Source organism: Gymnodinialimonas phycosphaerae (assembly GCF_019195455.1).
Lineage (GTDB): Bacteria > Pseudomonadota > Alphaproteobacteria > Rhodobacterales > Rhodobacteraceae > Gymnodinialimonas > Gymnodinialimonas phycosphaerae.
This window is the reverse complement of the sequence record NZ_JAIMBW010000001.1, coordinates 3,794,802-3,820,725: the sequence shown is the minus strand read 5'-3', so window position 1 is coordinate 3,820,725 and position 25,924 is coordinate 3,794,802. Positions and strand designations below refer to the sequence as shown.

The following is a 25,924-nucleotide window of genomic DNA, read 5'->3' as shown; positions in this document are numbered from 1 at the left end:
CGTCACCTCCGCCGTTGAACAGTCCCGCACCGGCGACCGACGCAGATTGCGCGCCCCCTCAATTCCTGACACCCTCGCGCTCATGACGACGCCCGTGACCTTGCCGCTTTGGCTCTTCCTGCTGATCCTGCTGTTCGCGGCGGTGACCTTCGCGTCGCACTTCCTGTTTCCCTCCGTCCGCTGGTTCCTGCGCCGCCGCCTCGAAAATGCCGTGGCCGAGCTAAACAAACGCCTCAAGAACCCGATCCAGCCGTTCAAACTCGCCCGCCGCATGGATACCGTCCGCCGCCTCGTTTACGACCCCGAGGTTGCGCAGGCGATCGTCGAACATGCCCGCGAAAAAGGCGTGCGTGAAGACGTCGCCGCCCAAACCGCCGAGCGTTACGCCCGTGAGATCGTGCCGGGCTTCTCCGCCTTCACCTACTTTGCCTTCGCCATTCGCGCCGCCCGCTTCCTGTCGCAATCCCTCTACCGGGTGCGCCTCACCAACCCAAATTCCGACGCGCTCGAAGCGATCCCCAACAGCGACACGGTCATCTTCGTGATGAACCACCGCTCCAACATGGATTATGTGCTGGTCACCTGGCTGGTGGCCGAACGCTCTGCGTTGGCCTATGCGGTCGGCGAATGGGCCCGCGTCTGGCCCCTGCGCACCCTCGTGCGCGCGCTCGGCGGATACTTCATCCGCCGCCGCCACAACAACCCGCTCTACCGCAAGGTGCTGGCCCGCTACGTGCAGATGGCGACCGAGGCGGGCGTGACCCAGGCCGTCTTCCCCGAGGGCGGGCTGTCGCGCACCGGTGGCCTGGGCAAGCCGAAACTGGGCCTTATCTCCTATATCCTCGACGGTTTCACGCCGGGCAAGTCGCGCAACGTCACCTTCGTGCCGGTCGCCATCAATTATGACCGCGTGATGGAGGACCGGAACCTGATCGCCGCCCAAAACGGCGGCACCGGCGGCTTCCGATTCTCGCTGCTGCCGATCTACCGCTACCTGCGCCGCCAGATCTGGCACCGCCTCACCGGCAAATTCCACCGCTATGGCTATGCCGCCGTCTCTTTCGGGGACCCCCTGTCGCTCAAGGATTTCCTGGCCGAGCCCCACGCCGACGACGCCGAAGCCCTGGGCCGCGCCCTCATGTCCCGTATCGCCGCCGTCACCCCCATCGTGCCCGTGCCCCTGGTGGCCCACGCCCTGAAGGGCGGCGCCCGCACGTCGCAGGCCCTCAAAGCCGCCGTTCAGGACCGCGTAGACCGGGCCTCGGCCCGGGACACAGGCATCCACCTCGCCCGCGAGGATCTGGATTACACCATCGAAGCCGGCCTGCGCGCCCTGATGGAACGCGGGTTCGTGGAGCGCTCGGGCGATGCCCTGACCGTGACCGAACGTGGCGTGTCCGTCGTCGACTACTACGCAGCCAGCGTGGCGCATCTGCTGGACGCAGAGGTGCGGGAGAACGCGGCCGAATGAAGGTCATTGAAGACTCCCCTCAACGGTTCGTCGTGACCAGCCGCCGAAAAATCATCGCCGATCTCGCAAGCCTGTTTTTTCTCAGCGTGGGCGCACTCATCGCCTATGCAATGACGCAGGAGAACATGCGCGATATCCTGAACGTGTTCGCGCTCTTTCTTGGTCTGCTTTTCAACGGGATCGGCGCATTCGGGCTATTCCATAATGCCTCTGACGAAGCCGTGTTGGATGCCACAACCCGGACCATAACGATCAAGCGGCACAGGCTGACAGGTCGTGACACCTTGGCGATCCCGTTCTCCGAGTTGGCGGATATCTTCGTCCACGAGGACGACGACATGCACACCATCGCCTTCTCTGTGAAGGGCCGCGACAACATCCTGCTGGAAACGGCCTTCAGCGGGAATCGGAAGGTGGCCCCCCTCGCGCGTCGCATGCGTGACTGGCTTGACGCACAAACAGCGCCATAAGACACACGCGCCCTAATGCGACATAAAATTACCCAAACTGCCAATTTCAGGTTGCATTATTGCGCGACCATTTATATCTCTCGCAACAGCAGCATTTGATTCCGCAGTGCGGCATCACGTGAAGGACACGTAACATGACGGAGAGCACAATGGCCCTGGACGCCCCCACCGCCCCCTACGACGCGCCGATGAAGGACCTCTACGAGATGGGCGAAATGCCCCCCATGGGCTACGTGCCGCCCAAGATGTACGCCTGGACCATCCGTCGTGAACGCCACGGCGAGCCAGACAAGGCGTTCGAGGTCGAGGTCGTCGATACCCCCGTGCTCGACAGCCACGAAGTGCTGGTCCTCGTGATGGCGGCGGGCGTGAACTACAACGGCGTCTGGGCGGGCCTCGGCCAGCCGATCTCTCCCTTCGACGGCCACGGCGCGGACTACCACATCGCGGGCTCCGACGCTTCCGGCATCGTCTGGGCCGTGGGCGACAAGGTGAAGCGCTGGAAAGTGGGCGACGAGGTTGTCGTTCACTGCAACCAGGACGACGGCGATGATGAGGAGTGTAACGGCGGCGATCCGATGTTCTCCACCTCCCAGCGCATTTGGGGGTATGAGACCCCCGACGGCTCCTTTGCGCAGTTCACCAACGTGCAGGCGCAGCAGCTTATGCCGCGCCCCAAGCACCTGACTTGGGAAGAAAGCGCCTGCTACACCCTGACGCTCGCCACCGCCTACCGGATGCTGTTCGGCCATGAACCCCACGATCTCAAGCCCGGCCAGAACGTCCTGATCTGGGGCGCGTCCGGTGGCCTCGGCTCCTACGCGATCCAACTGGCCAACACGGCGGGCGCCAATGCCATCGCGGTGATTTCCGATGAGACCAAGCGCGATTTCGTCCTGGGCCTCGGCGCCAAGGGCGTCATCAACCGCAAGGATTTCAACTGCTGGGGCCAACTGCCCACCGTGAACACGCCGGAATATGCCGAGTGGTTCAAGGAAGCCCGCAAATTCGGCAAGGCGATCTGGGACATCACCGGCAAGGGCGTGAACGTCGACATGGTGTTCGAGCATCCCGGCGAGGCGACCTTCCCGGTGTCGACCCTGGTATGCAAGAAGGGCGGCATGGTCGTGATCTGCGCCGGCACCACCGGCTTCAACTGCACCTTCGACGTGCGCTACATGTGGATGCACCAGAAGCGCCTTCAGGGCTCCCACTTCGCGCACCTGAAACAAGCCTCTGCCGCGAACCAGTTGATGGTGCAACAGCGCCTCGACCCCTGCATGTCCGAGGTTTTCCCCTGGGAAGAGCTTCCCGGCGCGCACACCAAAATGCTCCGAAATGAGCACAAGCCCGGCAACATGTCCGTGCTGGTCCAAGCCCCGCGCACAGGCCTGCGGACGCTGGAAGACGTGCTGGAGGCCGGGCCGAAGGGCTAATTCCACACGACCACATCTAACCCCAAGACTGACCTGCGCCGAAGACACTCGGCGCAGGTTTTTTTTTGCTCTCCGGTTTATTTTCCCAACGTGGTCGGTAAACTCACCTCAAATAAAACAGTGAGCGTCTTGATTTGGAAATCATCTACGTTGTTGCCGTCGCGGGATGCACAATCGTCATCTACTTTCTACTTGATCGCGGCAGTAAAAAGAGTCCGCCACCCTCGGATCACGTCCCATCAGACCATCGCGCGCGCAAGCCGACATTCCATCATGCACCAACGCCGACGCCTTCACAGGCAAAGCGTCCCACGCCACGTGCGCCTACGGCAAGGCATGACCATTTCTCTGAAAAAACAGCGACGCCGGTTCCGCAACCCACTTTCCTGAAAGGAAAAGCCTATATCGTCGATGGGGACACGCTCCGCATCCAGAAAACCCAGATCCGTCTTTTTGGGGTCGACGCGCTTGAAATGAACCACCCCTTTGGCAAGAAGGCCAAGTGGGCCATGTTTGAATTGTGTAAAAATCAGATCGTGACGGCGGAGATTACGGAAATCGATGACCATGGGCGAACTGTTGCGAAATGCACGTTGAGCGACGGGCGTGATTTGTCCGCTGAATTGGTGAAACAGGGCCTTGCTCTGGATTGGGCAAAATATTCGGGCGGCATTTACCGCGCTATGGAAACACCGGACGCACGCAAGAAACTCTGGCTGGCCGATGCTCGGCAAAAAGGGCGGATGCATGTGTGGGAAGCGTTTGACGCCAAAAAGAGAGCAAAGGCGGCCGGCGGTTCGACATGACGGGAGCGCCGTCAACCTTTCCTTAACCCTGCCACAGCATAACCATCCCCGCTGCAGCAACAGGACGGTACGCTCCTGATCATAGACCACCCCGACGTCCCTGTCCTCAAGTAGCCGAAAGGCGATAGGACATTGAAAGAACGGGTGCAGACCAGGTTGCCAGATCACAAGCTTAACGGGGGCAGAACCCCCTATGGCCGCCGGGTCTAACCACCCCGGCGCACGCAAACCGCTCCGCCTCTCGGCGGCGCCGCCACTTCTATGCTTCCACGGATGCCCGGATCGCCCGGATATTCTCGCCATAAGGCGCCGGATCATCCACCGATCCGCCCCGGAACACAGCCGAGCCTGCCACAAGCACATCCGCGCCCGCCCGGGCCACCAGCGGAGCCGTCTTCGCGTCCACGCCGCCGTCGATCTCGATATGCACCTCCCGGTCGCCGATCATCTTGCGCAGGGTGTCGATCTTCGACGTCATGTCGATGAACGACTGCCCGCCGAAACCGGGGTTCACCGTCATCACGCAAACCAGGTCACACATGTCCAACACATGGGCGATGGAGGACGCGGGCGTGCCGGGGTTCAGCGCGACACCGGCCTTCATCCCCGCGCCTCGAATGGCCTGCAACGTGCGGTGAATGTGGGGCCCGGCCTCCACATGCGCGGTCAGCACATCCGCCCCCGCATCGGCATAGGCGTCGATATAGGCATCGACCGGAGAGATCATCAGATGCACGTCCATCACCGTGCTCACGTGCTTGCGCAGCGCCTTCACCATCGGCGGGCCAAACGTCAGGTTGGGCACGAAATGCCCGTCCATCACGTCAATGTGGATCCAGTCCGCGCCCTGGGCCTCCACCGCGCGAACCTCCGCCCCGAAGTTGGCGAAATCGGCGGCAAGGATGGATGGGGCGATCTTGATGGAACGGTCGAATGGCATGGCAGCACCTCCTGTTTGCGGGTCCGCTGGACCCTGCACGGCTGTTTGCGGCCCTGTTAGCCCCTGCCCTGCCCCTTGGCAAACCCCACCGTCGCGCGCACTGTCCGCAGCATCGTAACCCGGAGGCCATTGATGACCGCACAATATCTCACTGCCCTTGCCCTTGTCGCGATCGGCGGGGCCTGCATCGCCACGCAGGCGGTGGTCAACGGAAGGCTCAGCACACATGTCGGTGATCCTGTCACGGCGACGGCGATCTCGTTCATAGTGGCCGCGATATTGCTAAGCGTCATTGTCGTGGCGCGGGGCACGGTGCCCTCTGCGGCGGCCCTGTCCACCGTGCCGTGGTGGGCCTGGATCGGTGGGGCGCTTGGCGCGTTCTACGTGTTTTCCACCGTCGCATCGGTCGGCACGTTGGGCGTGCTGACCCTGATGGCAGCGCTGATCTTCGGCCAGGTGTTGACGGCACTGATCCTGGATGCTGTCGGCGCCTTCGGCCTACAGGTGCGCGACATCAGCTGGACGCGGATCCTCGCCGTGGTGATGGTGGCGGGCGGGCTTTTGTTATCACGGGTTTGATTTTTGACCGTTTGGTCAAGCTTGCCTTTTGCGCGGCCCCATGGGACGCTGCGTCGACACCAGAAAAGGCCCCGGTGATGCAGCAGACCACAACCGCCCCGCCCCTGCACAACGACCAGCTTCCCCAAGTCCACCTGCCCCGCAACGCAGGCATGGATCTGGATATGGATCTTGTGGCGCGCGTGCAGGCCAATACCTCGGCGATTGAACGCCGCGCGGCGACCCTGCCGGGGCGGCGCACCGTCAAGAAGGCCTATCAGGCCGCGTGGCTGGCGAAGGCCGTGACCTGCATCGACCTGACGACGCTCTCGGGCGACGACACGCCGGGCCGCGTCCGGCGGCTTTGCGCCAAAGCCCGACAGCCGGTGCGCGCCGATATCCTTGACGCGCTCGGCCTGCCCGCCATCACCACCGGGGCGGTCTGCGTCTACCACGAGATGATCGAAACCGCGGTCGAGGCGTTGGAGGGCACCGGCATTCCCGTGGCCGCCGTCTCTACCGGGTTTCCGGCGGGCCTGTCGCCGTTCCACCTGCGGGTGGCCGAGATCGAGGAGAGCGTGAAGGCGGGCGCCGCCGAGATCGACATCGTGATCTCTCGCCGCCACGTGCTGACGGGCGACTGGCAGGCGCTTTACGACGAGATGCGCACCTTCCGCGCCGCCTGCGGCGAGGCGCACGTCAAGGCGATCCTGGCCACCGGAGAGCTGGGGACGCTTCGCAATGTCGCCCGCGCCAGCCTGATCTGCATGATGGCGGGCGCCGATTTCATCAAGACCTCCACCGGTAAGGAAAGCGTCAACGCCACCCTGCCCGTGTCCCTCACCATGCTGCGCGCGATCCGCCAGTACGAGGCACTGACCGGCTTCAAGGTCGGCTACAAACCGGCGGGCGGGATCAGCAAGGCCAAGGATGCGCTCGTCTACCTATCCCTGATGAAAGAGGAACTCGGCAACCGCTGGCTGCAACCCGACCTCTTCCGCTTCGGCGCGTCCTCCCTTCTGGGCGATATCGAACGGCAATTGGAACACCACGTCACCGGAGCTTATTCGGCCGGATATCGGCACGGAATTGGCTGACGCGAACCGCAACTTGCTTCTGGGTCTGGATTTATGAACACCGAATGGATCATTGTCATCACACTTGCCGCCATCCTTGGCATCGTGGCACGGCGGATGAGATCTACCATGAAGGCCGCGACCTCCGCCTTTTCGGAAGCGGAGTTGGAGGAATACCGTGCGCTCAACAAGTCCACGGCCCAGGATGTGGCCAACATACCGGACAAGTTCGGCCCCCTGCGTGACGCCGCAAAGGCGGTGACCAAACTCTATTACATCGCAATGAGTGTCACGGTTTGTGCCATCGTGCTTTACGTGTTCATTTGACCCATGGCCATCGACCTCAACCTCATCCTGCTGATCATCGTCGTCGTCACCTGCATGTGGCTGATGCTGCGTGTCTCGCGCCCCCTGCGCGCGGAAGCCGCCAAGCTGACCGTGGATCAGGCCCGCACCTTCCACCAGAAGTACCGCAACAAGGCCAACCGCGCCGACATGCCGCCCGAGTTCCGCGCCGTGGCCGAGGCCAGCGACCGCGCCCGCCCCGTTACCATCGCCGCCTGCGCCGCCAGTGCGGCCTCCATCGCCGCCTACATCTTCATCGGGGGATAACCCATGACCACCGCAGAGATTTTCGAAACCATGGACTACGGCCCCGCCCCTGAAAGCGCGTCCGAGGCGCATGCCTGGCTGGCCGATCGTGGCGGCATCGCGGGCCCGTTCATCGGCGGCAAATGGGGGCCGCTGCGCGATGATTTCGCCTCCAACAACCCCGCCACGGGCGAGAAGCTGGCAGGCGTCACCAAGACCACGGCAGAAGAGGTGGAAGCCGCCGTAAAAGCCGCCCGCCGCGCGCAGTCCGCCTGGGAGAAGGACCATACCAAACGTGCCCGCGTGCTCTATGCCATCGCGCGGGTGATGCAGAAACATTCCCGCCTGTTGGCGACGATGGAGACGCTGGACAACGGCAAACCGATCCGTGAGGCCCGCGACATCGATATCCCGCTGGCGATCCGCCATTTCTACTACCACGCGGGCCTCGCGCAACTGCTGCCCACGGAAATGCCCGGCCATTCGGCGCTTGGCGTTTGTGGCCAGATCATCCCCTGGAACTTCCCGCTCTTGATGCTGGCCTGGAAGATCGCGCCCGCGCTGGCGGCGGGCAACACGGTGGTGCTGAAGCCCGCTGAATACACCTCGCTGTCGGCCATGGTCTTCGCCGAGATCTGTACGGAGGCAGGCGTGCCACCGGGCGTGGTGAACATCATCACCGGCGATGGCGACACAGGTGCCGCCCTGGTGGCCGCCGACGTCGACAAGATCGCCTTCACCGGCTCCACCGATGTGGGCCGCCTGATCCGCGAACAGACCGCAGGCACGGGCAAGAGCCTGACATTGGAGTTGGGCGGAAAATCCCCCTACATCGTCTTCGACGACGCCGACATCGACTCTGCCATCGAAGGCCTCGTGGACGCGATCTGGTTCAATCAGGGCCAGGTCTGCTGCGCGGGCTCGCGCCTGTTGGTGCAGGAAAACATCGCCGATGATTTCCACGCGCGGCTGTGCGCCCGCATGGCGACGCTCCGCATCGGCGACCCAATGGACAAATGCATCGATGTGGGCGCCATCGTGGACCCGGTGCAACACGCCGCCATCACGCGCCTGGTCAGCGCGTCGGACGGCGAGATCTACCACGCCCCCGGCCCGATCCCCGAGGGCGGCTGCTTCTATCCACCAACGCTGATCACCGGGCTGCATACGGCCTCGCCCCTGATGCAAGAGGAAATCTTCGGGCCGGTCCTCGTCTCCACCACCTTCCGCACGCCTGCGGAGGCCGTCGAAGTGGCCAACAACACGCGCTACGGCCTGGCGGCGACCCTGTGGACGGAAAACGTGAACCTCGCGCTGGATATCGCGCCCAAGCTGGTGGCCGGTGTGGTTTGGGTGAACGCCACGAACCTCTTCGATGCGGCGGCCCCCTTCGGCGGCGTCCGCGAAAGCGGCTTCGGGCGTGAAGGCGGATGGGAAGGCCTTGGCGCTTACCTGAAGAGCGACGCGAAACTGACGGCGGCAAAGGCCATCGCAGTGCCGGAGGCACCCGCGACGTCCGCAGTCGCGGACCTCGACCGGACCGCGAAAATGTATATCGGCGGCAAGCAGGCGCGGCCCGATGGGGGCTATTCAACGGCCCACTACTCGCGCAAGGGCGTGCTTCTGGGGCATACCGGCCAAGGCAACCGCAAGGACATCCGCAACGCGGTGGAGGCCGCGCGCGGGGCCGCCAAATGGAGCGGGTCCACGGGGCATCTGCGGGCGCAGATCCTCTATTACCTGGCCGAGAACCTGTCGGCGCGCGCGGATGAATTCGCCGACCGGATCGGCACCTCCATCGGCACCTCGCACGGCAAGGCCACGGCAGAGGTGACGGCCACCATCGACCAGCTGTTCACCGCAGCCGCCTGGGCCGACAAGTTCGACGGGTCCACCAAGGGCGTCCCGCTGCGGGGCGTGGCGCTGGCCATGAAAGAGCCTGTCGGCATCGTCGGCGCCCTCGCGCCCGACGACGCGCCCCTCCTCGCGTCTACGACGCTCCTCGCAGCGGCGCTGGCGATGGGCAACCGGATCGTGCTGGCACCGTCACAGGCAGCCCCCCTGGTGATGACGGACCTCTACCAGGTGCTGGAAACGTCAGATGTCCCCGCGGGCGTCGTCAATATCGTGACCGGAAACCACATGGACCTCGCGCCGACATTGGCTGGGCATATGGAGGTCGACGCGCTTTGGGCGTTCTCGCCGCACGTGGATCCGACAGCGCTTGAGAAGGCCTCTGCCAACAACCTCAAACGCACCTGGACAAACACCGGCGGCAACCCCGACTGGACCGCCCCCAACCTGCGCCCTTTCCTTGACGCGGGAACGGAGACCAAAACCATCTGGATCCCCTACGGCGAATAGCCCCCCGGAACCCGCGTCACCGCTCGGTCCCGGGGCGCACCGCTCCGTCCTTCATCTTGCCAAATACAACTCAAACCCCAGGCCTGGCCCCCGCGCAGGCGTCGCCAATCCGGGTGCCCGCCTGCGTTACCGCCCGCTGAGCCGATCCTTGAGCTTTGCCCACCGCACAGCCGTGCCATCGACGAGAGGCGCGATCACGCGGTCCTCGAACCGCTCCCACATACGCCAGATCAAGAAGATCAGCGCCGCCAGGATCAGCAGGATCACGATATTGGTCCAGGGGATCAGGCGAACGTCCGGGCCATCGACCGGGCGCACGGACACGGCATTGGGGTAGGCCGTCGGGAAATGCAGCCTCCAGCCGTAATGGGTTATGGCAACCCACTGCGGGTCCGCCGCGGTCGACACCAGGTTCGTTGCCTCTGCCTGCAAATCCGCCGTATCCAGTTTGAAGTAGGGCGGCCAGCCAAAGCCGGTATCCTCGTTGCGATAGACCATGACGCGGCCGGGCTCGGTGACCTCTCCGGCGGCGTTCACCTCGTCAGGGAACACGGTGTTGATGAACCGGATATCGCGATTGCTTCCGGCGGCGGCAAGCGCGCCCCCCTCGCCATCAGCATAGAACCAGCGGTTCCACGAGGTGAATTCCTCGCGCACCGATTCAGTGCCGGTAATCCGAACGATGTCGCGCTGCGGCAGCGTGTAGTGGGCGAAGGCCCCAAGAATCGACAACACGATCAGCAGAATGATAATCCGGGGCCAGCGCATCGGCAGCTTTCCTTCAGTTGCTCAGCCAGACAAAGGCCACGAGTCCGACCAAAGGCATGACATAGACGCCCAGAACCAGCCAGACCCTTATGCGAGAGACCTTGAGGCCAAGACGCTCATCCACCCAGGCATCGCGGTCGCCGGGGCGACCCTCTCGCACCCAGTCCTCTTCCAACGTCATCCGCGCGCCGGACCGAAGGTAGAAGAACAGGCAGATGTAGACGACGCTCAACGCCACCATCATGATGATCGCAACCCGGCCCAATCCAAGCATCTTTCGCGTCTCCCTATTTGCGCTTTGCTACATATAGGCCATGGCGCGGGTGAATGGCAGGGCTTGCGGCGACTTCGCGCGGGGGCCAAGCTGCGCCCATGTCTGACACCGCCCTTCTTGCTGCCGTTGCAGCCCGCCGGGACGCGCTGATCGCGCTGACCCAGGACCTGATCCGTTTCCCGACCCTGAACCCACCGGGGCTGCAGTATCTTGAGATCTGCGAATACCTGGCCGACCGCCTGCGCGCCCAGGGCTTCACGGTGGAGATGATCCGCGCCCACGGGGCAATCGCCGACAGTGACACCTATCCGCGCTGGAACATGGTCGCTCGGCTGGAGCGGGGGCCCGGGGAATGTGTGCATTTCAACAGCCACCACGATGTCGTCGCCGTGGGCCACGGCTGGACCCGTGATCCGTTTGGCGGCGAATTGGACGGCGACAGGATCTACGGGCGCGGGGCCTGCGACATGAAGGGCGGGCTGGCGGCCAGCATCATCGCGGCCGAGGCCTTCATCGCCACCCACCCCGACTTCAACGGCGCGATCGAGATTTCAGCGACGGCGGACGAGGAATCGGGCGGCTATGGCGGTGTCGCCTATCTGGCCGAGCAGGGGTATTTCCATCCCGACAGGGTGCAGCACGTCATCATCCCCGAACCGCTCAACAAGGATCGCATCTGCCTGGGTCATCGCGGCGTCTGGTGGGCCGAGATCGAGACCCACGGCCGCATTGCCCACGGCTCCATGCCGTTCCTTGGCGATTGCGCCGTGCGCCATATGGGTGCCGTTCTGGCGGAAATGGAGGCGTCGCTTTTCCCCCTTCTCGCCACCAAACGCACCGACATGCCCGTGGTGCCCGAGGGCGCGAAACAATCGACGATGAACATCAATGCAATCCACGGCGGGGAACCGGTGCAGGAGGCCGATTACACCGGCCTGCCCGCCGCCTGCGTGCCGGATCGCTGCAAGATCACCATCGACCGCCGCTACCTGATTGAAGAAAATGAGGGCGAGGTGCGGGCCGAGATCATCGCCGTGCTGGAGAAGGTGAAGGCAGAGCGCCCCGATTTCCACTACGAGTTGAACGAGCTATGGAGCGTCTCGCCCACGATGACGGACCGCAACGCGCCGGTGGTGAAAACGGTAGAGGCCGCAATTTCCAAAGTGTTGGAAACGCAGGCAGAATTCGTCGTATCGCCCGGCACCTACGACCAGAAACACATCGACCGGATCGGCACGCTGAAGAACTGCATCGCGTATGGGCCGGGTATCCTGGACCTTGCGCATCAACCCGACGAATGGGTCGGTGTCCAGGACATGGAGGACAGCGCCAAGGTCATGGCGCTGACGCTGGCGGAGCTTCTTTTATAAGAAGTTACGCGTATTCCGCAAAGCCAAGGTGCCGCAAGGCGCGGGCGGCAAGGTGGCTGGCCGCTTCGTCACCCGCGATCAACAACTCATTGAGCTGTTTAACCAAGGGGCTCAAGGTCTTGGCCGAGGCCTGATCCTGAATGAAAGCTGCAATCTTCTCTCTGTCGATCGACAGAATCTCTTCCGGACTTGGCATGGGTAATCCCTCCCCCAACAAAGTGACCGTCGCGCTTGGGAAAAAGTTAACCCGATTCTCTCCCTCCGTCTTTCGTTTTGTAACGAAACTGAAACGAATTTGACTTACCCACAGGCCTCGCCCAAATTCCGGGCACCTTGTGCGGTTCGGGCGTTGGCCGCTAAACATCGGACGCACAAAAAGAATTGGATCGCCCCCGATGTCAGAGTCCAAGACCTTCGATCACCTTCTGCTTGGCGTTGGCGCGATGAAGGCGGGCACGACGTGGATCTTCGACGCGCTGCATCGGCATCCCGACATCCACTTTTGCCGCGAGAAAGAGATCCATTACCTTTACGCGCAGCATGTGAACCCCGGCATCCTGTCCGATCACGCAAGGATGCGGCGGGCGCGGGGCTACCTGCATTTCGACCCCGACCGCTCGTCCATGCCGGTGCTGCAAAAGCGGGTGGAATGGACGGCGAACTGGCTGAAAGGCCCGGTCAACGACGCCTGGTTCAACAGCCTGTTCCTGCACAAGGGCGCGGCGACATGGGTTGCGGATTTCTCAAACATGGGCGCCCTGGTGCCCGAAGAAGGGTGGGCGAAGCTGCATGCCCGCACGGCCAAGCTGCGCGTCGTCTACACCCTGCGCGAGCCGTTGGATCGCCTCTGGAGCCACGTGAGGTTCCACCTGAAGATGCAAGACGCCAGCGAGAAGCTTCAGGAATGGACCCTGGATGAGTTGGAGGACCACGTGCGCCGGGGCGCCGACTACCTGCAACATAACGACTACGCCGCCGCGATCACGCGGATGCAGGCCGCACTGCCGCCGGAATGCCTGCACATCGACGTCTTCGACCGCATCCCGTCCGCGCCCCGCGCCTTCATCGCGGATATCGAGCGGTTTCTGGAGGTCACGCCCTTTGATCTGCCCGACGCGATCATCGAACGCGTGGTCAACCCCTCCCCCTCGCACCCGATGCCCGAAGGCTTCGCCGAGAGGTTTGCCGAGGATGTCGCCCAGCAGATCGAGGGGCTGCGCGCGTTGGGCGTCACGGTGCCCGACAGCTGGGGGTAACTTTTCAGTAGGCGTCCCGCCTTCCCTGCGGCACAATGGGGGAAAATCGACCTCAGGGAGAGAGATCATGACCAAAGCCCTTCACTTGGGCGCCGCTGTGCTGGCGCTGACCGCCGGTGCCGCCATGGCGCAGCAGACCTCCATCACCATCGGGATGCAGCTGGAGCCGCCGATGCTGGACCCCACGGGCGGTGCTGCCGCCGCGATTGACGAGGTGGTCTATTCCAACGTGTTCGAGGGGCTGACCCGGTTTGCCGCCGACGGATCGGTTATTCCGGGCCTCGCGGGGACGTGGGAAATTTCCGAGGATGGCACGGTCTACACCTTCACCTTGCGCGACGGCGTGTCCTTCCATGACGGTGCGGCAATGACAGCCGACGACGTGGTCTTCAGCCTCGACCGCGCGCGCGCGGAGGGATCGACCAATGCGCAAGCCGCGCTGTTCGAAAATATCGTCAGTGTAGAAGCGATGGACGACCTGACAGTCGTCGTCACTTTGGACGGACCCGACGGCGCGTTCCTTTTTGACATGGCATGGGGCGACGCGGTGATCGTGGACCCGGCCTCCGCCGAGACCAACGCAACCAACCCCATCGGCACCGGGGCCTTCGCCTTCGGCGAGTGGCGTCAGGGCGACAGCATCACCCTGACCCGCAACGACAATTACTGGGGCGAGCCCGCCGCGCTAACCGACGTCACCTTCCGTTTCATCAGCGATCCCAACGCCGCGTTGGCGGCGATGATGGCGGGCGATGTGGACGCCTTCCCGGTGTTTCCCGCGCCTGAAAACCTCGCGCAGTTCGAGGCAGACCCCCGCTTCAACGTCATCGTCGGATCGACCGAAGGCGAGACGATCCTTGCGATGAACAACCAGACGCTGACAGACCCCCGCGTCCGCCAAGCCATTACCCATGCAATCAACCGCCAGGACATCATCGACGGCGCGATGTTCGGCTACGGCACGCCCATCGGCACCCACTTTGCCCCCCACAACCCGGATTATGTGGATCTGACCGCGCAATCGGCCTTCGACCCCGAGCGCGCCCGCGAATTGCTGGCCGAGGCGGGCGCCGAGGACCTGACCCTGCGCCTGATGCTGCCGCCGCCGTCCTACGCGCGGCGCGGCGGGGAAATCATCGCCAGCCAGCTGCGCGATGTGGGCATCAATACCGAGATCACCAACCTCGAATGGGCCGGCTGGCTGGAGCAGGTGTTTCGCGGCTACGACTTTGACCTGACCATCGTCAGCCACACAGAGCCCGCCGACATCAACATCTACGCCCGCCCCGAATACTACTTCCAGTACGACAACGCCGAGTTCCAGGCCCTGATGGAAGAGCTTTCCGTCACCACCGACCCGGCCGAGCGCACGCGCATCAACCAGGAAGCGCAGCGGATGATCGCGGACGATTACGTCAACGCCTATCTGTTCCAACTGGCGAAAACCGGCGTGGCCAACGCCAATATCGAGGGCCTGTGGGAAAACTCACCGACACAGGCCACCGATCTGACGGCGGTGCGCTGGACCCAATAAGACCCGCGCCGGGGGCCGCGCGCCCCCGGCCCGCTTGCCTCCGGTGTCCCTCGGGGCTTGCCCCCGCTTCTGCACGCCGATGCCAAGACGCGGCACCGGAGCCGCACCGCCGCTGCTTCCACCTTTCCGCAAACGTTGAGCAGTCGCCGCATCATGGATAAGATCAGCGCCGTTTTGCTATGTCATGGGGGTGTCATTTCGGCAGTGTAGCCCCAAGGGTGAACATGATCTTACCAAGGAATTCGCCATGATGCTGACCTCCCGCCTCTCGACCGCTACGGCGTTGGTGCTTTGCCTGACCGCCCCCGCCTTTGCCGAGACCTTTATGGTGACAAATTTCGCGCCCACGGGGCCGGGGTCGTTGCAGGCGGCGCTGGACGCGGCGGGGGCGTCGAATGAACGTTCGGTGATCTTGGTGACTGAAGCGGACGGCACGATCACGACGCCGACGGGCCTGCGCTATGAGGGCGCGGCCCCCGTGGTGATCATGGGCAACGGCGTCACCATCGCCTCGCCCAACGATGTGACCCTGCTGACGGCCATCGGCCCGCAGGTCCTGGCAATCTTCGCCACGCAGTTCACCGGGCCGGGCGGCTATTCGATCGCCGATCAGGGCACGGCGGCGGGCCGGGGCATCTTCCTTGACGTGGCCGAGGACGCGGCGGGCGTGGTCAGCCTTGTGCTGACCAATGTGGCCGTCTCGGGCGTGGCGGGGCATGGCGTCCACGTCTCGGACTGCACGCTGGCAGAGGCCTGCGGCGGCGGCGAAGGCGGCGCGGGGGAAGGCTCGGACGCATCGATCCGGGTGGAATTGAACCGCGTGCGCATCGCGGACGTGGGCCAGGGCAGTTTCGACGCCGACGGCTTGCGCGTCGACGAACGCGGCCCCGGCAGCATCGACCTGACCGGCGTCAATTTCCAGGCCACCGGCGTGGGCGCCGACGGAATCGAGTTGGACGAGGGCCAGGAAGGCGACGTGACCGTCGACATGATCCGCGCTGATTTCATCGAGAACGGCACCTATTGCGACCCCGCCGTGCTGGAGGCGTATCTGCCGGAACAATCGGAAGGCGAATTTCAGGAACTCGAGATCGCCGTCGTCGACCTGCCGCAACCCAGCCCCGACACGCCCGACATGAGCTGTTTCGAGTTGGAGCTGGACATCTTTGAGGACGGCAGCGTCGAGGCATATGAATATTCGATCGACGTGGACGACGGGTTGGACATCGACGAAGCGGGCCCCGGCAGCATCATCGCGACCTTCTCCATCGGGCAGATGCTGGCCAACTTCGACGAAGGCTTCGACTTCGACGAGGCCGGTCCCGGCGACATCGACGTGGTTTTCACCGGCATCATCGCCAACGGCAACATCGACGACGCGATCAAGCTGAGCGAGGCAGGGCCGGGCAGCGTGTACGTGACGGCGACGACGGTGGAAGCGTCCTCCAACGGCGGCATCGGAATCGTCGCCGAGGAGGAGGACCGGGGCGATCTGTTCATGGCGCTGATCAGCTCGGCCACCGCCGGGAACGACGGCGGCGAATTGGGCGTGGAAGCGGTGCAGGACGACGAGGGCGTGGGCAACGTCTACGTCATCGACAGTGAAATCGCCGACGGGATCGAAACCGACGGCGCGACGATCGACGCGGATTAACGGGCGTTGCGCCGGGGGACCGCCCCCCGGCGCGGTCTTCTAGCCCACGACGTTGAAATCGGGGCCATAGGGGTAGCCGGTGATGTTCTCGGCCCCGTCCTCGGTCACGATCAGGATGTCATGTTCGCGGTAGCCCCCCGCGCCGGGCTGGCCTTCGGGGATGGTCAGCATCGGCTCCATGGAGATCACCATGCCGGGCTCCAGCACCGTGTCGATGTCTTCGCGCAACTCCAGCCCCGCCTCACGCCCGTAGTAGTGGCTGAGCACGCCGAAGGAATGGCCGTAGCCGAAGGAGCGGTATTGCAGCAGGTCTTTTTCCGCGAACAGCGCGTTCACGCCGTGGGTGATCTGGGCGCAGGACGCGCCCGGTTTGATCAGGGAAATCCCCAACTCATGGGCGGCGATATTGGCCTCCCAGATCTTGAGGGAGGCGGCGTCGACCTCTTCCACGAACAGCGTCCGTTCCAGCGCCGTGTAGTAGCCCGAGATCATCGGGAAGGTATTGAGCGACAGGATATCACCCCGGCCAAGCGCCCGCGCGGTGACGGGGTTATGGGCACCGTCAGTGTTGAGGCCGGACTGGAACCAGACCCAGGTGTCGCGGTATTCGGCGTCGGGGAATTCATCGGCGATGTGCAATTCCATCGCGTCCCGGCCCGCCATGCAAACGTCAATTTCCCGCGCCCCTGCGCGCACGGCGTCCCGGATCGCATAGCCGCCCACGTCCGCCGTGGCCGCCCCCGCGCGGATCAACGCGCGCTCCGCATCGGATTTCATCATCCGCTGGACCATGGTGGCGGGCGCGATATCGACCGTGCTGGCGGGCTTGAGGAAGTCGCCCATCAGCCCGAATTGCGCCAGTGACATGTGATCGCCCTCGTACCCCACGGCGCGGCCCTCCCCGGCGACGTGGCGAATGGTGCGCCAATAATTGTTCCGCTCCCAATCGGTGTAGGTCAGCGCCTCGTGGGCGCAGCGGCGCCAGGGCTGGCCCGCGTCGATGCCCGCGCTGATCACCACGCTGCGGTCGGCGGTAACGACCAGCCCGTAAGGCCGCCCGAACGCGCAATAAAGGAAGCCCGAATAATAGGCGATGTTGTGCATCGAGGTCAGCACGGCCACCTCCACGCCGTCCCGCGCCATGATCGCGCGAAGCCCACGCAGGCGCGTGTCGTATTCGGCCAGATCGAACGGCAAAGCCGCCTTGGTGCCGTTGTGCATTTCATAGAACTGGGGGCGCTGCATGGCGGACCCTCCTTTTTACAAGAGGCCCGGGCGTGCAGGGCAGTATGGCCTATGGGAGCGACGCCATCGTCCCAGCCGTGACAAAGCCATAGCCAAAAACGCGCCGCCCTGGCAAGGGCTATGGCCCATCGCCCGCTGTCGGCTTAACGTCATCCCATGACCCGCTACCTCCTCTTTCGCGCCCTGTCGTTGAGCCTCAGCCTGATCGTGGCCAGCGCCGTGATCTTCGCGGTGATCGAGGTCATTCCCGGCGACCCCGCCGCCTTCATGTTGGGCCTTAACGCGACCGATGAGGCGATCGCAAACCTGCGCGCCGAACTGGGGTTGGAGGGCGGCCTGATCCCGCGCTACGTCAGTTGGGTCACCGGGATGCTGCAAGGCGATTTCGGCACGTCCTACAATTACCGCGTGCCGGTGGCCGAGTTGATCGCGGACCGGATCTGGGTTTCGGTCCCACTGGCGGTTCTGGCACTGATCCTGTCGACGCTGATCGCCGTGCCGGTGGGCGTTCTGGCCGCCGCCAACCGGGGCCGCGCGGGCGATTACGCGACGATGGGTGTCACGCAACTGGGCATCGCGGTGCCGAATTTCTGGTTCGCCATGGTCCTTGTGCTGCTGTTCGCGGTGCAGCGCCCGTGGTTCCCCTCGGGCGGTTTCGCGGGCTGGGATGATCCCTGGGCGGCGCTGCGGTCCCTGACCCTGCCCGCGATCGCCCTGGCCCTGCCGCAGGCCGCCATCCTGGCGCGCGTCATGCGCTCGGCCCTGATCGAGACGCTGGACCAGGACTACATCCGCACCGCCCGCGCCAAGGGCCTTTCGCAGCGCCAAAGCATCCTGCGCCATGCGCTTCGCAACGCGCTGATCCCGGTTCTCACGATCATCGGGCTACAGTTCAGCTTCCTGCTGGCGGGCGCCATCATCATCGAGAATGTCTTCTACATTCCGGGTCTGGGGCGGCTGATCTTCCAGGGCATCACCCAGCGCGATCTGATCGTGGTGGAAAGCGTCACCATGCTGCTGGTCTTCGCCGTGATCGTCGTGACCTTCCTGGTGGACATCGCCTATACCCTCGTGGACCCAAGGCTGCGCCGATCATGAGACATGTGCCTTTTGCCCTTATCTTCGGCACGATCATCACCGCGTTTTTCATCGCCGTGGCCCTGCTGTCGCTGGTCTGGACGCCCTATGACACCGCCAGTCTGCGGATCCCGGACCGCTTGCTTCCAAGCTCTGCCGCCCATTGGTTCGGCACCGATCAATTCGGGCGTGACCTGTTGTCGATGTTGATGGAGGGCACCCAGACCTCCATCGCCGTGGCGCTGTTGGCGGTGGGCATCGGGGTATGCGTCGGCGTGCCCCTGGGCCTTGCGGCGGCGGCATCTCACAATTCGGGGCGCGCGTCCCTGCTGGACGAGCTGATCATGCGCGGCAACGACCTGATCTTCGCCTTCCCCTCGCTGGTGATCGCGATCCTGATCACGGCGATCTACGGCCCCTCTGCCACCAACGCGATCCTGGCCATCGGCATCTTCAACATCCCCGTCTTCGCCCGTGTCGCCCGGGGCGGCGCGCTGCCGATCTGGACGCTGGATTACATTCTGGCCGCACGCACCGCCGGAAAAACCCGCGCCCGCATCAGCGCGGAGCATATCCTGCCCAACATCGCCAACCTGTTGATCGTGCAGGCCACGATCCAGTTCTCCCTGGGGATTCTGGCCGAAGCGGGCCTGTCCTACGTCGGCCTTGGCGCGCAGCCGCCCACGGCGTCCCTTGGCAAGATGCTGGCCGATGCGCAGACGATGATCTATTCCCACGCGCACCTGGCGCTGCTGCCGGGGCTGTCGATCGTGCTGCTGGTTCTGGGCCTGAACCTGATGGGCGACGGCTTGCGCGACGCGCTGGACCCGCGCCTGCGGCGGGCCCGGGAAGGATCAGGCAAATGATCGACGTGGACGGCCTTGGCCTGCACATCGGGCGCACGCAGATCCTGAACGGGGTCTCGTTCTCCATCGCCCCGCGTGAGATCTTTGGACTGGTCGGCGAAAGCGGTTCGGGCAAGTCGATGACCGCGCTGGCGCTGATGGGGCTGTTGCCCGGGCGCGCGGTGACCGATGGTGCGGCGCATCTTGACGGCGTGGACATGCTCGCGCTGGATGAACCGGACCTGCAAAAGGTGCGTGGCAACGACATCGCGATGATCTTTCAAGAGCCGATGACCGCCCTCAACCCGGTGCAGACCATCGGCGATCAGGTGGCCGAAACGCTGCTGATCCACCGCGCGGCACCCCGCGCGGAGGCAATGCGCATCGCCCGCGACCGACTGGATCGCGTTGGTCTGAGGCACATCGCGCTGGACCGCTACCCGCACGAGTTGTCGGGCGGCCAGCGACAGCGCGTCTGCATCGCCAGCGCCATCGCGCTGCACCCCCGCCTGTTGATCGCGGATGAGCCGACGACGGCACTGGATGTCACCACGCAGGCGCAGATCCTTGATTTGCTTAGGGAATTGGTGGCCGAAGAAAACATGTCCCTGCTGCTGATAACCCACGATCTGGCCGTTGTCTCGGACATGGCGGACCGTATTGCGGTCATGCAAAAGGGCCAGATTGTCGAGCAAGGGCCAACCGCGCAGGTCCTGCGCGACAAGGCCCACCCCTACACCCGCGCGCTGTTTGCTGCCTCGTCCCACCAGCCCGAGCGCGCGGCAGAGGCCACGGACGACGCGATCCTCTCGGTCCAGAACGTCCACCGCCATTACCCCGGCCCCCGCCAAGGGTTCCACCGCGGCGCGCCCGTCACGGCCGTCAACGGCGTTTCCTTCGCGGTACGGCGGGGGGAAAGCCTGGGGCTGGTGGGCGAGAGCGGCTGCGGGAAATCCACCCTGACCCGCGCCATTCTGGGCCTTGATCCCGTGACCTCGGGGACCATCACGCTGAATGGCCACGACGTCTCGCCGACCATGCCCCGCGCCCTGCGCGCTGATGTGCAGGTGGTGTTCCAGGACCCTTACGGCAGCTTCAACCCGCGCTGGCGCGTGGATCGGATCGTGACCGAGCCGTTCCACCTGCTCGACACCAAGCCCGAGAGGGGCCCCGCCGTGGCCGAGGCCCTGCGCGCCGTGCGCCTGTCGCCCGAGGATGCGCAGAAATACCCCCACGAGTTTTCCGGCGGGCAGCGTCAGCGCATCGCCATCGCGAGGGCGTTGATCACCCGGCCCAAACTGCTGGTGCTGGATGAGGCAGTCAGCGCGCTGGATGTCTCTGTCCGGGCGCAGATCCTTGATCTGCTGGCTGATCTTCAGACGGATTTCGGCCTCAGCTTCCTGTTCATCTCCCATGATCTGACCGTCGTGCGCGCGATCACCGACCGCGTTTTGGTCATGCAGGCGGGTGAGATCGTCGAACAAGGCACGACCGAGGCCGTGTTCACGGACCCGCAACACCCCTACACCAAGACCCTTCTGACCGCCGCCCCCCGGCTGCCCGACACTCTCGGAGACCGCAATGCAACCATGGTTTGACCCCTCCCTCCTGTTCATCAACGGCACCTGGCGCGCCTGTGCCAGCGGAGAGACCCTGCCCGTCATCAACCCCTCCACCGGCGAGGAATTCGCGCGCATCGCGCGGGGCGGGGGCGCGGATGTGGACGCAGCCGTCGAAGCCGCTTCAGCCGCGTTGGCAGGCCCATGGGGCGCCCTGACCGCCGCCGAGCGGGGGCGCATCCTGTTGCGTCTGAGCCACCTGGTTCTGGACCACGCCGAGGCATTGGCCGAGATGGAAGCCACAGACGTCGGCAAACCCCTGACCCAGGCCAAAGCCGATGTCATCGCCTTAGCGCGATACTGCGAGTTCTACGGCGGGGCCGCCGACAAGTTGACCGGTCAGACGATCCCCTTCCAGCAGGGCTACACCGTCTACACCCTGCGCGAGCCGCACGGGGTCACGGGCCACATCATCCCGTGGAACTACCCGATGCAGATCATCGGGCGCTCTATCGGGGCGGCGCTGGCCACCGGCAACGCCTGTGTCCTGAAACCCGCCGAGGACGCCTGCCTGACGGCGCTGGCCTTCGCCGACCTCGCCCATCAAGCGGGCCTGCCTGCGGGGGCGTTGAACGTTGTGCCGGGTCTGGGGACAGAGGCGGGCGCGGCGCTGACCGCCCACCCGGACGTGCGGCATCTGTCGTTCACCGGCTCCGTCGCCACGGGCAAGCGCGTGCAGATCGCGGCCGCCGAGAACATCGTCCCCGTCACGCTGGAGTTGGGCGGCAAATCCCCGCAGATCGTGTTTGCGGATGCGGATCTGGACAAGGCCCTGCCGTTTCTGGTGAACGCCGGGATCCAGAACGCGGGCCAGACCTGCTCGGCGGGTTCCCGCATCCTGGTGCAGCGCGAGATCCACGATCAGCTGGCCGCGCGCCTCAGCGCCGAGATCAGCGCCCTCACCATCGCCCCTGCGATGGAGGATGCCCGCCTCGGCCCGCTGGTCTCGGCCCGGCAAAAGGCCATCGTCGAGGGCTTTCTGGCGCAAGCCACGCCGGACCAGATCCTTGCCCAGGCCTCCGTGCCCGAAGGCCTGCCCGAGGGTGGCAATTACGTCGCGCCCACGCTGATCGGGAACATCGCCCCGGATCACCCGCTGGCCCAGAACGAGATCTTCGGGCCCGTGCAGGTGTTGATCCCGTTTGACGATGAAGACGACGCGGTGCAGATCGCCAACGGCACGAAATACGGGCTTGTCGCCAGCGTCTGGAGCGCCGATGGCGGCCGCCAGATGCGGCTGGCCAAGCGGCTGCACGCGGGCCAGGTGTTCCTGAACAACTATGGCGCGGCGGGCGGGGTTGAATTGCCCTTTGGCGGCGTCGGCCATTCGGGCCACGGGCGGGAAAAGGGGTTCGAGGCGATGTATGCGTTCACCACCCTCAAGACGGTCGCGGCGCATCACGGCTGAAGGTGGTGCGGGGGGCAAGGTCGCCATGGGGGGCCAGCCCCCCAACCCCCGGAGTTGTACGGGCAAGATGAAGGCGCTCACACACCTGATCGGGCATGGACGGACCGAGGGGGCGCGGTTAACCTTGATATTGGGTAAAGGGAGATCGGGGCGGAATGGGCAAGTTTCCAACGTTTTTTCTGCTGCTGGTCATGGCGGCCCTGGCAGCGGCGCTGTTTGGCGCGTTGCACAACCAGTTGAGCTACACCGTGGGGCCCACGTATTTCACCGAATTCAAGTTCATCCAGTTCAACATCGGTGAGGCGCTGTCGCCCCGCGTTGGGGCGGCTGTGGTGGGCGTGCTGGCCAGTTGGTGGATGGGGCCCTTGATCGGCCTGCCCGCGTTTCTTTATGGCCTTTTTGCCGTGCCGAACGCGCGCAGCTATCTTGGGGCTGGGTTGGGCGCTGTCTTTCTTGTCATTCTGCTGGCCACCTTCGGCGCACTGGCGGGGTTGTTGGGCGGGTTGGTCGCCGACAGCACGGGGCTGCTGGACGAGATGATCCGCTTTCCCAATGGTCCGACACGTCAGGACCTGCTGCGCGCGGGGTTCATGCACGACGCCAGCTACATTGCGGGCGCGCTTGGGCTGATCGCCGCGTTTTTCCCGATGCGCCATGCGCGCAAGATAGATACGGCCCGTGCCCGGAAGGAGGCTTCTGATGCGACTTGAAGGAAAAACCGCCATCGTGACCGGGGCTGCATCCGGCTTCGGCGCAGGCATCGCACGGATTTTCGCGCGCGAGGGGGCCTCTGTGATGGTGGCCGACCTTAACGAGGCGGCCGCGAGCGCCATTGCCGATGAAATCGGCGGGGCGGCGATCCGCACGGATGTATCAAAGGGGGCGGATGTGGCGGCCATGGCACAGGCCGCGATGGACCGATGGGGGCGGATCGACATCGTGGTGAACAACGCAGGGATCACCCATCTGCCGACGCCGCTGGAGGAGGTCAGCGAAGAAGAGTTCGACCGGGTGCTGGCCGTCAACGCCAAGTCCGTCTACCTGACCGCACGCGAGATCGTGCCGCACATGAAGGCGGCGCGGGCGGGCGCGATCCTGAACATCGCCTCTACCGCCGGGCTGTCGCCGCGCCCGAACCTGAACTGGTACAACGCGTCCAAGGGCTGGATGATCACGGCCACGAAGACCATGGCAGTAGAACTGGCGCCCTTCGGCATCCGGGTGAACGCGTTGTGTCCCGTGGCGGGCGAGACGCCGCTGCTGGCGAGCTTCATGGGCGAAGACACGCCGGAAATCCGCGCCAAGTTCCTGGCGACGATCCCCCTGGGGCGCTTCAGCCAGCCCGAGGACATGGGCGAGGCGGCGGCGTTCCTATGCTCGGACGCGGCCTCGATGATCACCGGCGTGGCGCTGGAAGTGGACGGGGGGCGATGCATATGAAGGCGATCAATCTTGCGGAGAAGCTGGCGCAATTCAACAACCACTGGAGCCCGAAGATCGTGGGCGCGTTCAACGGCCACGATCTGATGGTCGTGAAGGTAGAAGGCGAGTTCGTCTGGCATTCGCACCCTGACACGGACGATCTGTTTCTGGTTCTGAAAGGCGAGATCGATATCGAGATGCGCGACGGCACGGTGACGCTTCGCGAAGGAGAGATGTTCGTGGTGCCTGCGGGAGTGGAACATCGCCCCGTCGCACGGTCCGAGGCGCATCTGCTGCTGATCGAGCCCGCGGGCACGCCGAACACGGGCGACCCCGCGACCGCCGTTGTAAAGGACACGCTGTGACCCGCATCACGCGCCAGGATCTGCCTGCTGATATCGCCGTCTTTGCCGGTGACTTCGCCAGCCAGCCGCTGGTCTTCGCACATCTGCTGGACGTCGCACCGGGGTTGGACCTGACCCATGTGGAGGTGATCCAGCGCAGCCATGGCCTGCGTCTGGGGGCATATTTCGAGGGCGCGACGGTGGCGTCGCTTGCCGCGAAGGGCCGCACCCTCGTCCTGATCCTGCCTGCGGCCCATGAGGGCGTGGCCTGCCCCGTGGTACAGACCGCGCATCTGACGCCCCTGGGCAGCTTCCGCGGGACCGTCCCGCACCTGAGCGCCACGCCATGATGGTGCCGGGGCCGCGCAATTTGATCACCGATGTGGCGGGCCTGCGGGTGGGCAATGCCCAGGACGACGGCATCAAGACCGGGGCGACCGTGCTGGTCGGGGACGCGCCATTCGTGGCGGGCGTCCATGTCATGGGCGGGGCACCGGGCACGCGCGAAACGGACCTGCTGGCCCCCGACAAGACGGTGCAACAGGCCGATGCGCTGGTACTGTCGGGGGGATCGGCCTTTGGCCTCGACGCGGCCTCTGGCGTAGCGGACGGATTGCGCACGCAGGGGCGCGGCTTTGCGGTCGGGGATCAGGTGGTGCCGATCGTGCCCGCCGCGATCCTGTTCGACCTGATCAATGGCGGCGACAAGACCTGGACGGAAAACCCCTACAAAGCGCTGGGGCGCGCGGCCTTGGCAAACGCGGACATGGATTTCGCGCTTGGCAGCGTCGGTGCGGGCACCGGCGCGCTGATCGCGGATCTCAAGGGGGGGCTCGGCTCGGCTTCTTTGCGGGTGGGGCCCTATACCGTGGGCGCGCTGGTGGCGGTGAACGCGCTGGGGCGCGTCACGGTGGGGGACAGCAAGCATTTCTGGGCGGCTCCGTTCGAGATGGGGAAAGAGTTCGGCGGCCGCGGGCCCGCACCAACCTTTGACCCCCACGTCATGCCGCCCGTCAAAGGCAGGGCGCAGAACACGACGATCGCGATTGTTGCCACGGATGCCGCGCTGACTCAGGCCCAGGCCACCCGCATGGCCGTGGCCGCCCACGATGGCATGGCCCGCGCGATCTACCCCAGCCACACGCCGATGGACGGCGACCTTGTGTTTGCGGCGGCGATGGGGACGGTTGAGGGAGAGGCCGATACGCTGATGCTTGGGCACGCGGCGGCGATTTGCCTGTCGCGTGCCATCGCGCGGGGGGTGTTCGAGGCGACGCCCTCAGCCACCGACCCTCTCCCGACCTACCGCGCCACCTTTGGGTAGGGCAAACCGCCCACTGCCGATGTCCCACGAAAAAAGGCCCCGCCGTTTCCGCCAGGGCCTTCCAATTCCGTG

General features: G+C 64.7%; 27 protein-coding genes. 22 read left to right on the top strand and 5 right to left on the bottom strand.

Going from position 1 to position 25,924, the window contains the following annotated elements; all coding sequences use genetic code 11:
• Window positions 1-82 precede the first annotated feature (82 nt).
• The 4 genes from KUL25_RS19160 (at window position 83) to KUL25_RS19145 (ending at window position 4,183) form a co-directional block, all read left to right on the top strand.
• Entirely contained in the window at window positions 83-1,471 is a 1,389-nt protein-coding gene (locus KUL25_RS19160) for a 1-acyl-sn-glycerol-3-phosphate acyltransferase (RefSeq protein ID WP_257894357.1), read from the top strand.
• Window positions 1,468-1,941 carry a hypothetical protein gene (locus tag KUL25_RS19155; protein ID WP_257894356.1) on the top strand — a complete coding sequence of 158 codons (474 nt, stop codon included), beginning with the start codon at window positions 1,468-1,470 and terminating at the stop codon, window positions 1,939-1,941. Before KUL25_RS19160 ends, KUL25_RS19155 begins: the two co-directional genes overlap by 4 nt.
• A 149-nt stretch (window positions 1,942-2,090) precedes the next feature.
• Window positions 2,091-3,377 carry a crotonyl-CoA carboxylase/reductase gene (gene ccrA / locus KUL25_RS19150; RefSeq protein WP_257894904.1) on the top strand — a complete coding sequence of 429 codons (1,287 nt, stop codon included), beginning with the start codon at window positions 2,091-2,093 and terminating at the stop codon, window positions 3,375-3,377.
• 134 nt (window positions 3,378-3,511) lie between these two features.
• On the top strand, window positions 3,512-4,183 hold the full coding sequence (locus KUL25_RS19145; protein ID WP_257894355.1) for a thermonuclease family protein: 672 nt from the start codon (window positions 3,512-3,514) through the stop codon (window positions 4,181-4,183).
• 259 nt (window positions 4,184-4,442) lie between these two features.
• Here the strand turns inward: KUL25_RS19145 and rpe are convergent, their stop codons facing one another.
• Window positions 4,443-5,123 (bottom strand): ribulose-phosphate 3-epimerase, encoded by a 681-nt coding sequence (rpe, locus tag KUL25_RS19140; protein WP_257894354.1) that lies wholly within the window; start codon window positions 5,121-5,123, stop codon window positions 4,443-4,445.
• Between the two features lie 132 nt (window positions 5,124-5,255).
• On the opposite strand from rpe, the gene KUL25_RS19135 reads away from it, so the two are divergent.
• From KUL25_RS19135 to KUL25_RS19115, 5 genes are all read left to right on the top strand, one after another.
• Window positions 5,256-5,702 (top strand): DMT family transporter, encoded by a 447-nt coding sequence (locus KUL25_RS19135; RefSeq protein WP_257894353.1) that lies wholly within the window; start codon window positions 5,256-5,258, stop codon window positions 5,700-5,702.
• Window positions 5,703-5,779: 77 nt separating this feature from the next.
• The gene (gene deoC, locus KUL25_RS19130) at window positions 5,780-6,778 is read left to right on the top strand and encodes a deoxyribose-phosphate aldolase (protein ID WP_068354633.1); all 999 of its coding nucleotides are present in this window, start codon (window positions 5,780-5,782) and stop codon (window positions 6,776-6,778) included.
• Between the two features lie 33 nt (window positions 6,779-6,811).
• Window positions 6,812-7,084: a hypothetical protein gene (locus KUL25_RS19125; protein WP_257894352.1), complete on the top strand. Its 273-nt coding sequence runs from the start codon at window positions 6,812-6,814 to the stop codon at window positions 7,082-7,084.
• Between the two features lie 3 nt (window positions 7,085-7,087).
• Window positions 7,088-7,369, top strand: coding sequence for a hypothetical protein (locus KUL25_RS19120; RefSeq protein WP_257894351.1), 282 nt, complete (start codon window positions 7,088-7,090; stop codon window positions 7,367-7,369).
• Window positions 7,370-7,372: 3 nt separating this feature from the next.
• A complete protein-coding gene (locus KUL25_RS19115) occupies window positions 7,373-9,712 on the top strand; it encodes an aldehyde dehydrogenase family protein (RefSeq protein ID WP_257894350.1) in 2,340 nt (779 codons plus the stop codon).
• Between the two features lie 126 nt (window positions 9,713-9,838).
• On the opposite strand, the gene KUL25_RS19110 is transcribed toward KUL25_RS19115, so the two are convergent.
• A complete protein-coding gene (locus KUL25_RS19110; protein ID WP_257894349.1) occupies window positions 9,839-10,480 on the bottom strand; it encodes a DUF1523 family protein in 642 nt (213 codons plus the stop codon).
• Between the two features lie 13 nt (window positions 10,481-10,493).
• On the bottom strand, window positions 10,494-10,754 hold the full coding sequence (locus KUL25_RS19105; RefSeq protein ID WP_068354586.1) for a hypothetical protein: 261 nt from the start codon (window positions 10,752-10,754) through the stop codon (window positions 10,494-10,496).
• A gap of 98 nt (window positions 10,755-10,852) precedes the next feature.
• Here KUL25_RS19105 and KUL25_RS19100 point away from each other — a divergent pair, with 98 nt between their 5' ends.
• Window positions 10,853-12,124, top strand: coding sequence for an acetylornithine deacetylase/succinyl-diaminopimelate desuccinylase family protein (locus tag KUL25_RS19100; RefSeq protein ID WP_257894348.1), 1,272 nt, complete (start codon window positions 10,853-10,855; stop codon window positions 12,122-12,124).
• A gap of 4 nt (window positions 12,125-12,128) precedes the next feature.
• On the opposite strand, the gene KUL25_RS19095 is transcribed toward KUL25_RS19100, so the two are convergent.
• Window positions 12,129-12,320 carry a hypothetical protein gene (locus KUL25_RS19095; RefSeq protein WP_257894347.1) on the bottom strand — a complete coding sequence of 64 codons (192 nt, stop codon included), beginning with the start codon at window positions 12,318-12,320 and terminating at the stop codon, window positions 12,129-12,131.
• A gap of 199 nt (window positions 12,321-12,519) precedes the next feature.
• Between KUL25_RS19095 and KUL25_RS19090 the strand changes: the two genes are divergently transcribed.
• The 3 genes from KUL25_RS19090 to KUL25_RS19080 all read left to right on the top strand — a co-directional run bounded on the left by KUL25_RS19090 (window position 12,520) and on the right by KUL25_RS19080 (window position 16,568).
• Window positions 12,520-13,380: a sulfotransferase gene (locus KUL25_RS19090; protein ID WP_257894346.1), complete on the top strand. Its 861-nt coding sequence runs from the start codon at window positions 12,520-12,522 to the stop codon at window positions 13,378-13,380.
• 67 nt (window positions 13,381-13,447) lie between these two features.
• Window positions 13,448-14,914, top strand: a complete 1,467-nt coding sequence (locus KUL25_RS19085; RefSeq protein ID WP_257894345.1) for an ABC transporter substrate-binding protein — start codon at window positions 13,448-13,450, stop codon at window positions 14,912-14,914.
• A 247-nt stretch (window positions 14,915-15,161) separates the two neighbouring features.
• Window positions 15,162-16,568, top strand: coding sequence for a hypothetical protein (locus tag KUL25_RS19080; RefSeq protein WP_257894344.1), 1,407 nt, complete (start codon window positions 15,162-15,164; stop codon window positions 16,566-16,568).
• Between the two features lie 39 nt (window positions 16,569-16,607).
• On the opposite strand, the gene KUL25_RS19075 is transcribed toward KUL25_RS19080, so the two are convergent.
• Window positions 16,608-17,813 carry an aminopeptidase P family protein gene (locus KUL25_RS19075; RefSeq protein WP_257894343.1) on the bottom strand — a complete coding sequence of 402 codons (1,206 nt, stop codon included), beginning with the start codon at window positions 17,811-17,813 and terminating at the stop codon, window positions 16,608-16,610.
• A 156-nt stretch (window positions 17,814-17,969) separates the two neighbouring features.
• Here KUL25_RS19075 and KUL25_RS19070 point away from each other — a divergent pair, with 156 nt between their 5' ends.
• The 9 genes from KUL25_RS19070 (at window position 17,970) to KUL25_RS19030 (ending at window position 25,852) form a co-directional block, all read left to right on the top strand.
• Window positions 17,970-18,911: an ABC transporter permease gene (locus KUL25_RS19070; protein WP_257894342.1), complete on the top strand. Its 942-nt coding sequence runs from the start codon at window positions 17,970-17,972 to the stop codon at window positions 18,909-18,911.
• Window positions 18,908-19,756 carry an ABC transporter permease gene (locus tag KUL25_RS19065; protein ID WP_282563183.1) on the top strand — a complete coding sequence of 283 codons (849 nt, stop codon included), beginning with the start codon at window positions 18,908-18,910 and terminating at the stop codon, window positions 19,754-19,756. The genes KUL25_RS19070 and KUL25_RS19065 overlap by 4 nt, the downstream gene beginning before the upstream one ends.
• Window positions 19,753-21,333 carry an ABC transporter ATP-binding protein gene (locus KUL25_RS19060; protein ID WP_257894341.1) on the top strand — a complete coding sequence of 527 codons (1,581 nt, stop codon included), beginning with the start codon at window positions 19,753-19,755 and terminating at the stop codon, window positions 21,331-21,333. The genes KUL25_RS19065 and KUL25_RS19060 overlap by 4 nt, the downstream gene beginning before the upstream one ends.
• A complete protein-coding gene (locus tag KUL25_RS19055) occupies window positions 21,317-22,762 on the top strand; it encodes an aldehyde dehydrogenase family protein (protein ID WP_257894340.1) in 1,446 nt (481 codons plus the stop codon). Before KUL25_RS19060 ends, KUL25_RS19055 begins: the two co-directional genes overlap by 17 nt.
• 155 nt (window positions 22,763-22,917) lie before the next feature.
• Window positions 22,918-23,472: a hypothetical protein gene (locus KUL25_RS19050; protein ID WP_257894339.1), complete on the top strand. Its 555-nt coding sequence runs from the start codon at window positions 22,918-22,920 to the stop codon at window positions 23,470-23,472.
• Window positions 23,462-24,202 (top strand): glucose 1-dehydrogenase, encoded by a 741-nt coding sequence (locus KUL25_RS19045; protein WP_257894338.1) that lies wholly within the window; start codon window positions 23,462-23,464, stop codon window positions 24,200-24,202. Before KUL25_RS19050 ends, KUL25_RS19045 begins: the two co-directional genes overlap by 11 nt.
• Window positions 24,199-24,549, top strand: coding sequence for a cupin domain-containing protein (locus KUL25_RS19040; protein ID WP_257894337.1), 351 nt, complete (start codon window positions 24,199-24,201; stop codon window positions 24,547-24,549). Before KUL25_RS19045 ends, KUL25_RS19040 begins: the two co-directional genes overlap by 4 nt.
• A complete protein-coding gene (locus tag KUL25_RS19035; RefSeq protein WP_257894336.1) occupies window positions 24,546-24,878 on the top strand; it encodes a hypothetical protein in 333 nt (110 codons plus the stop codon). Before KUL25_RS19040 ends, KUL25_RS19035 begins: the two co-directional genes overlap by 4 nt.
• On the top strand, window positions 24,878-25,852 hold the full coding sequence (locus KUL25_RS19030; protein ID WP_257894902.1) for a P1 family peptidase: 975 nt from the start codon (window positions 24,878-24,880) through the stop codon (window positions 25,850-25,852). The genes KUL25_RS19035 and KUL25_RS19030 overlap by 1 nt, the downstream gene beginning before the upstream one ends.
• The last annotated feature ends 72 nt before the right edge of the window (window positions 25,853-25,924 follow it).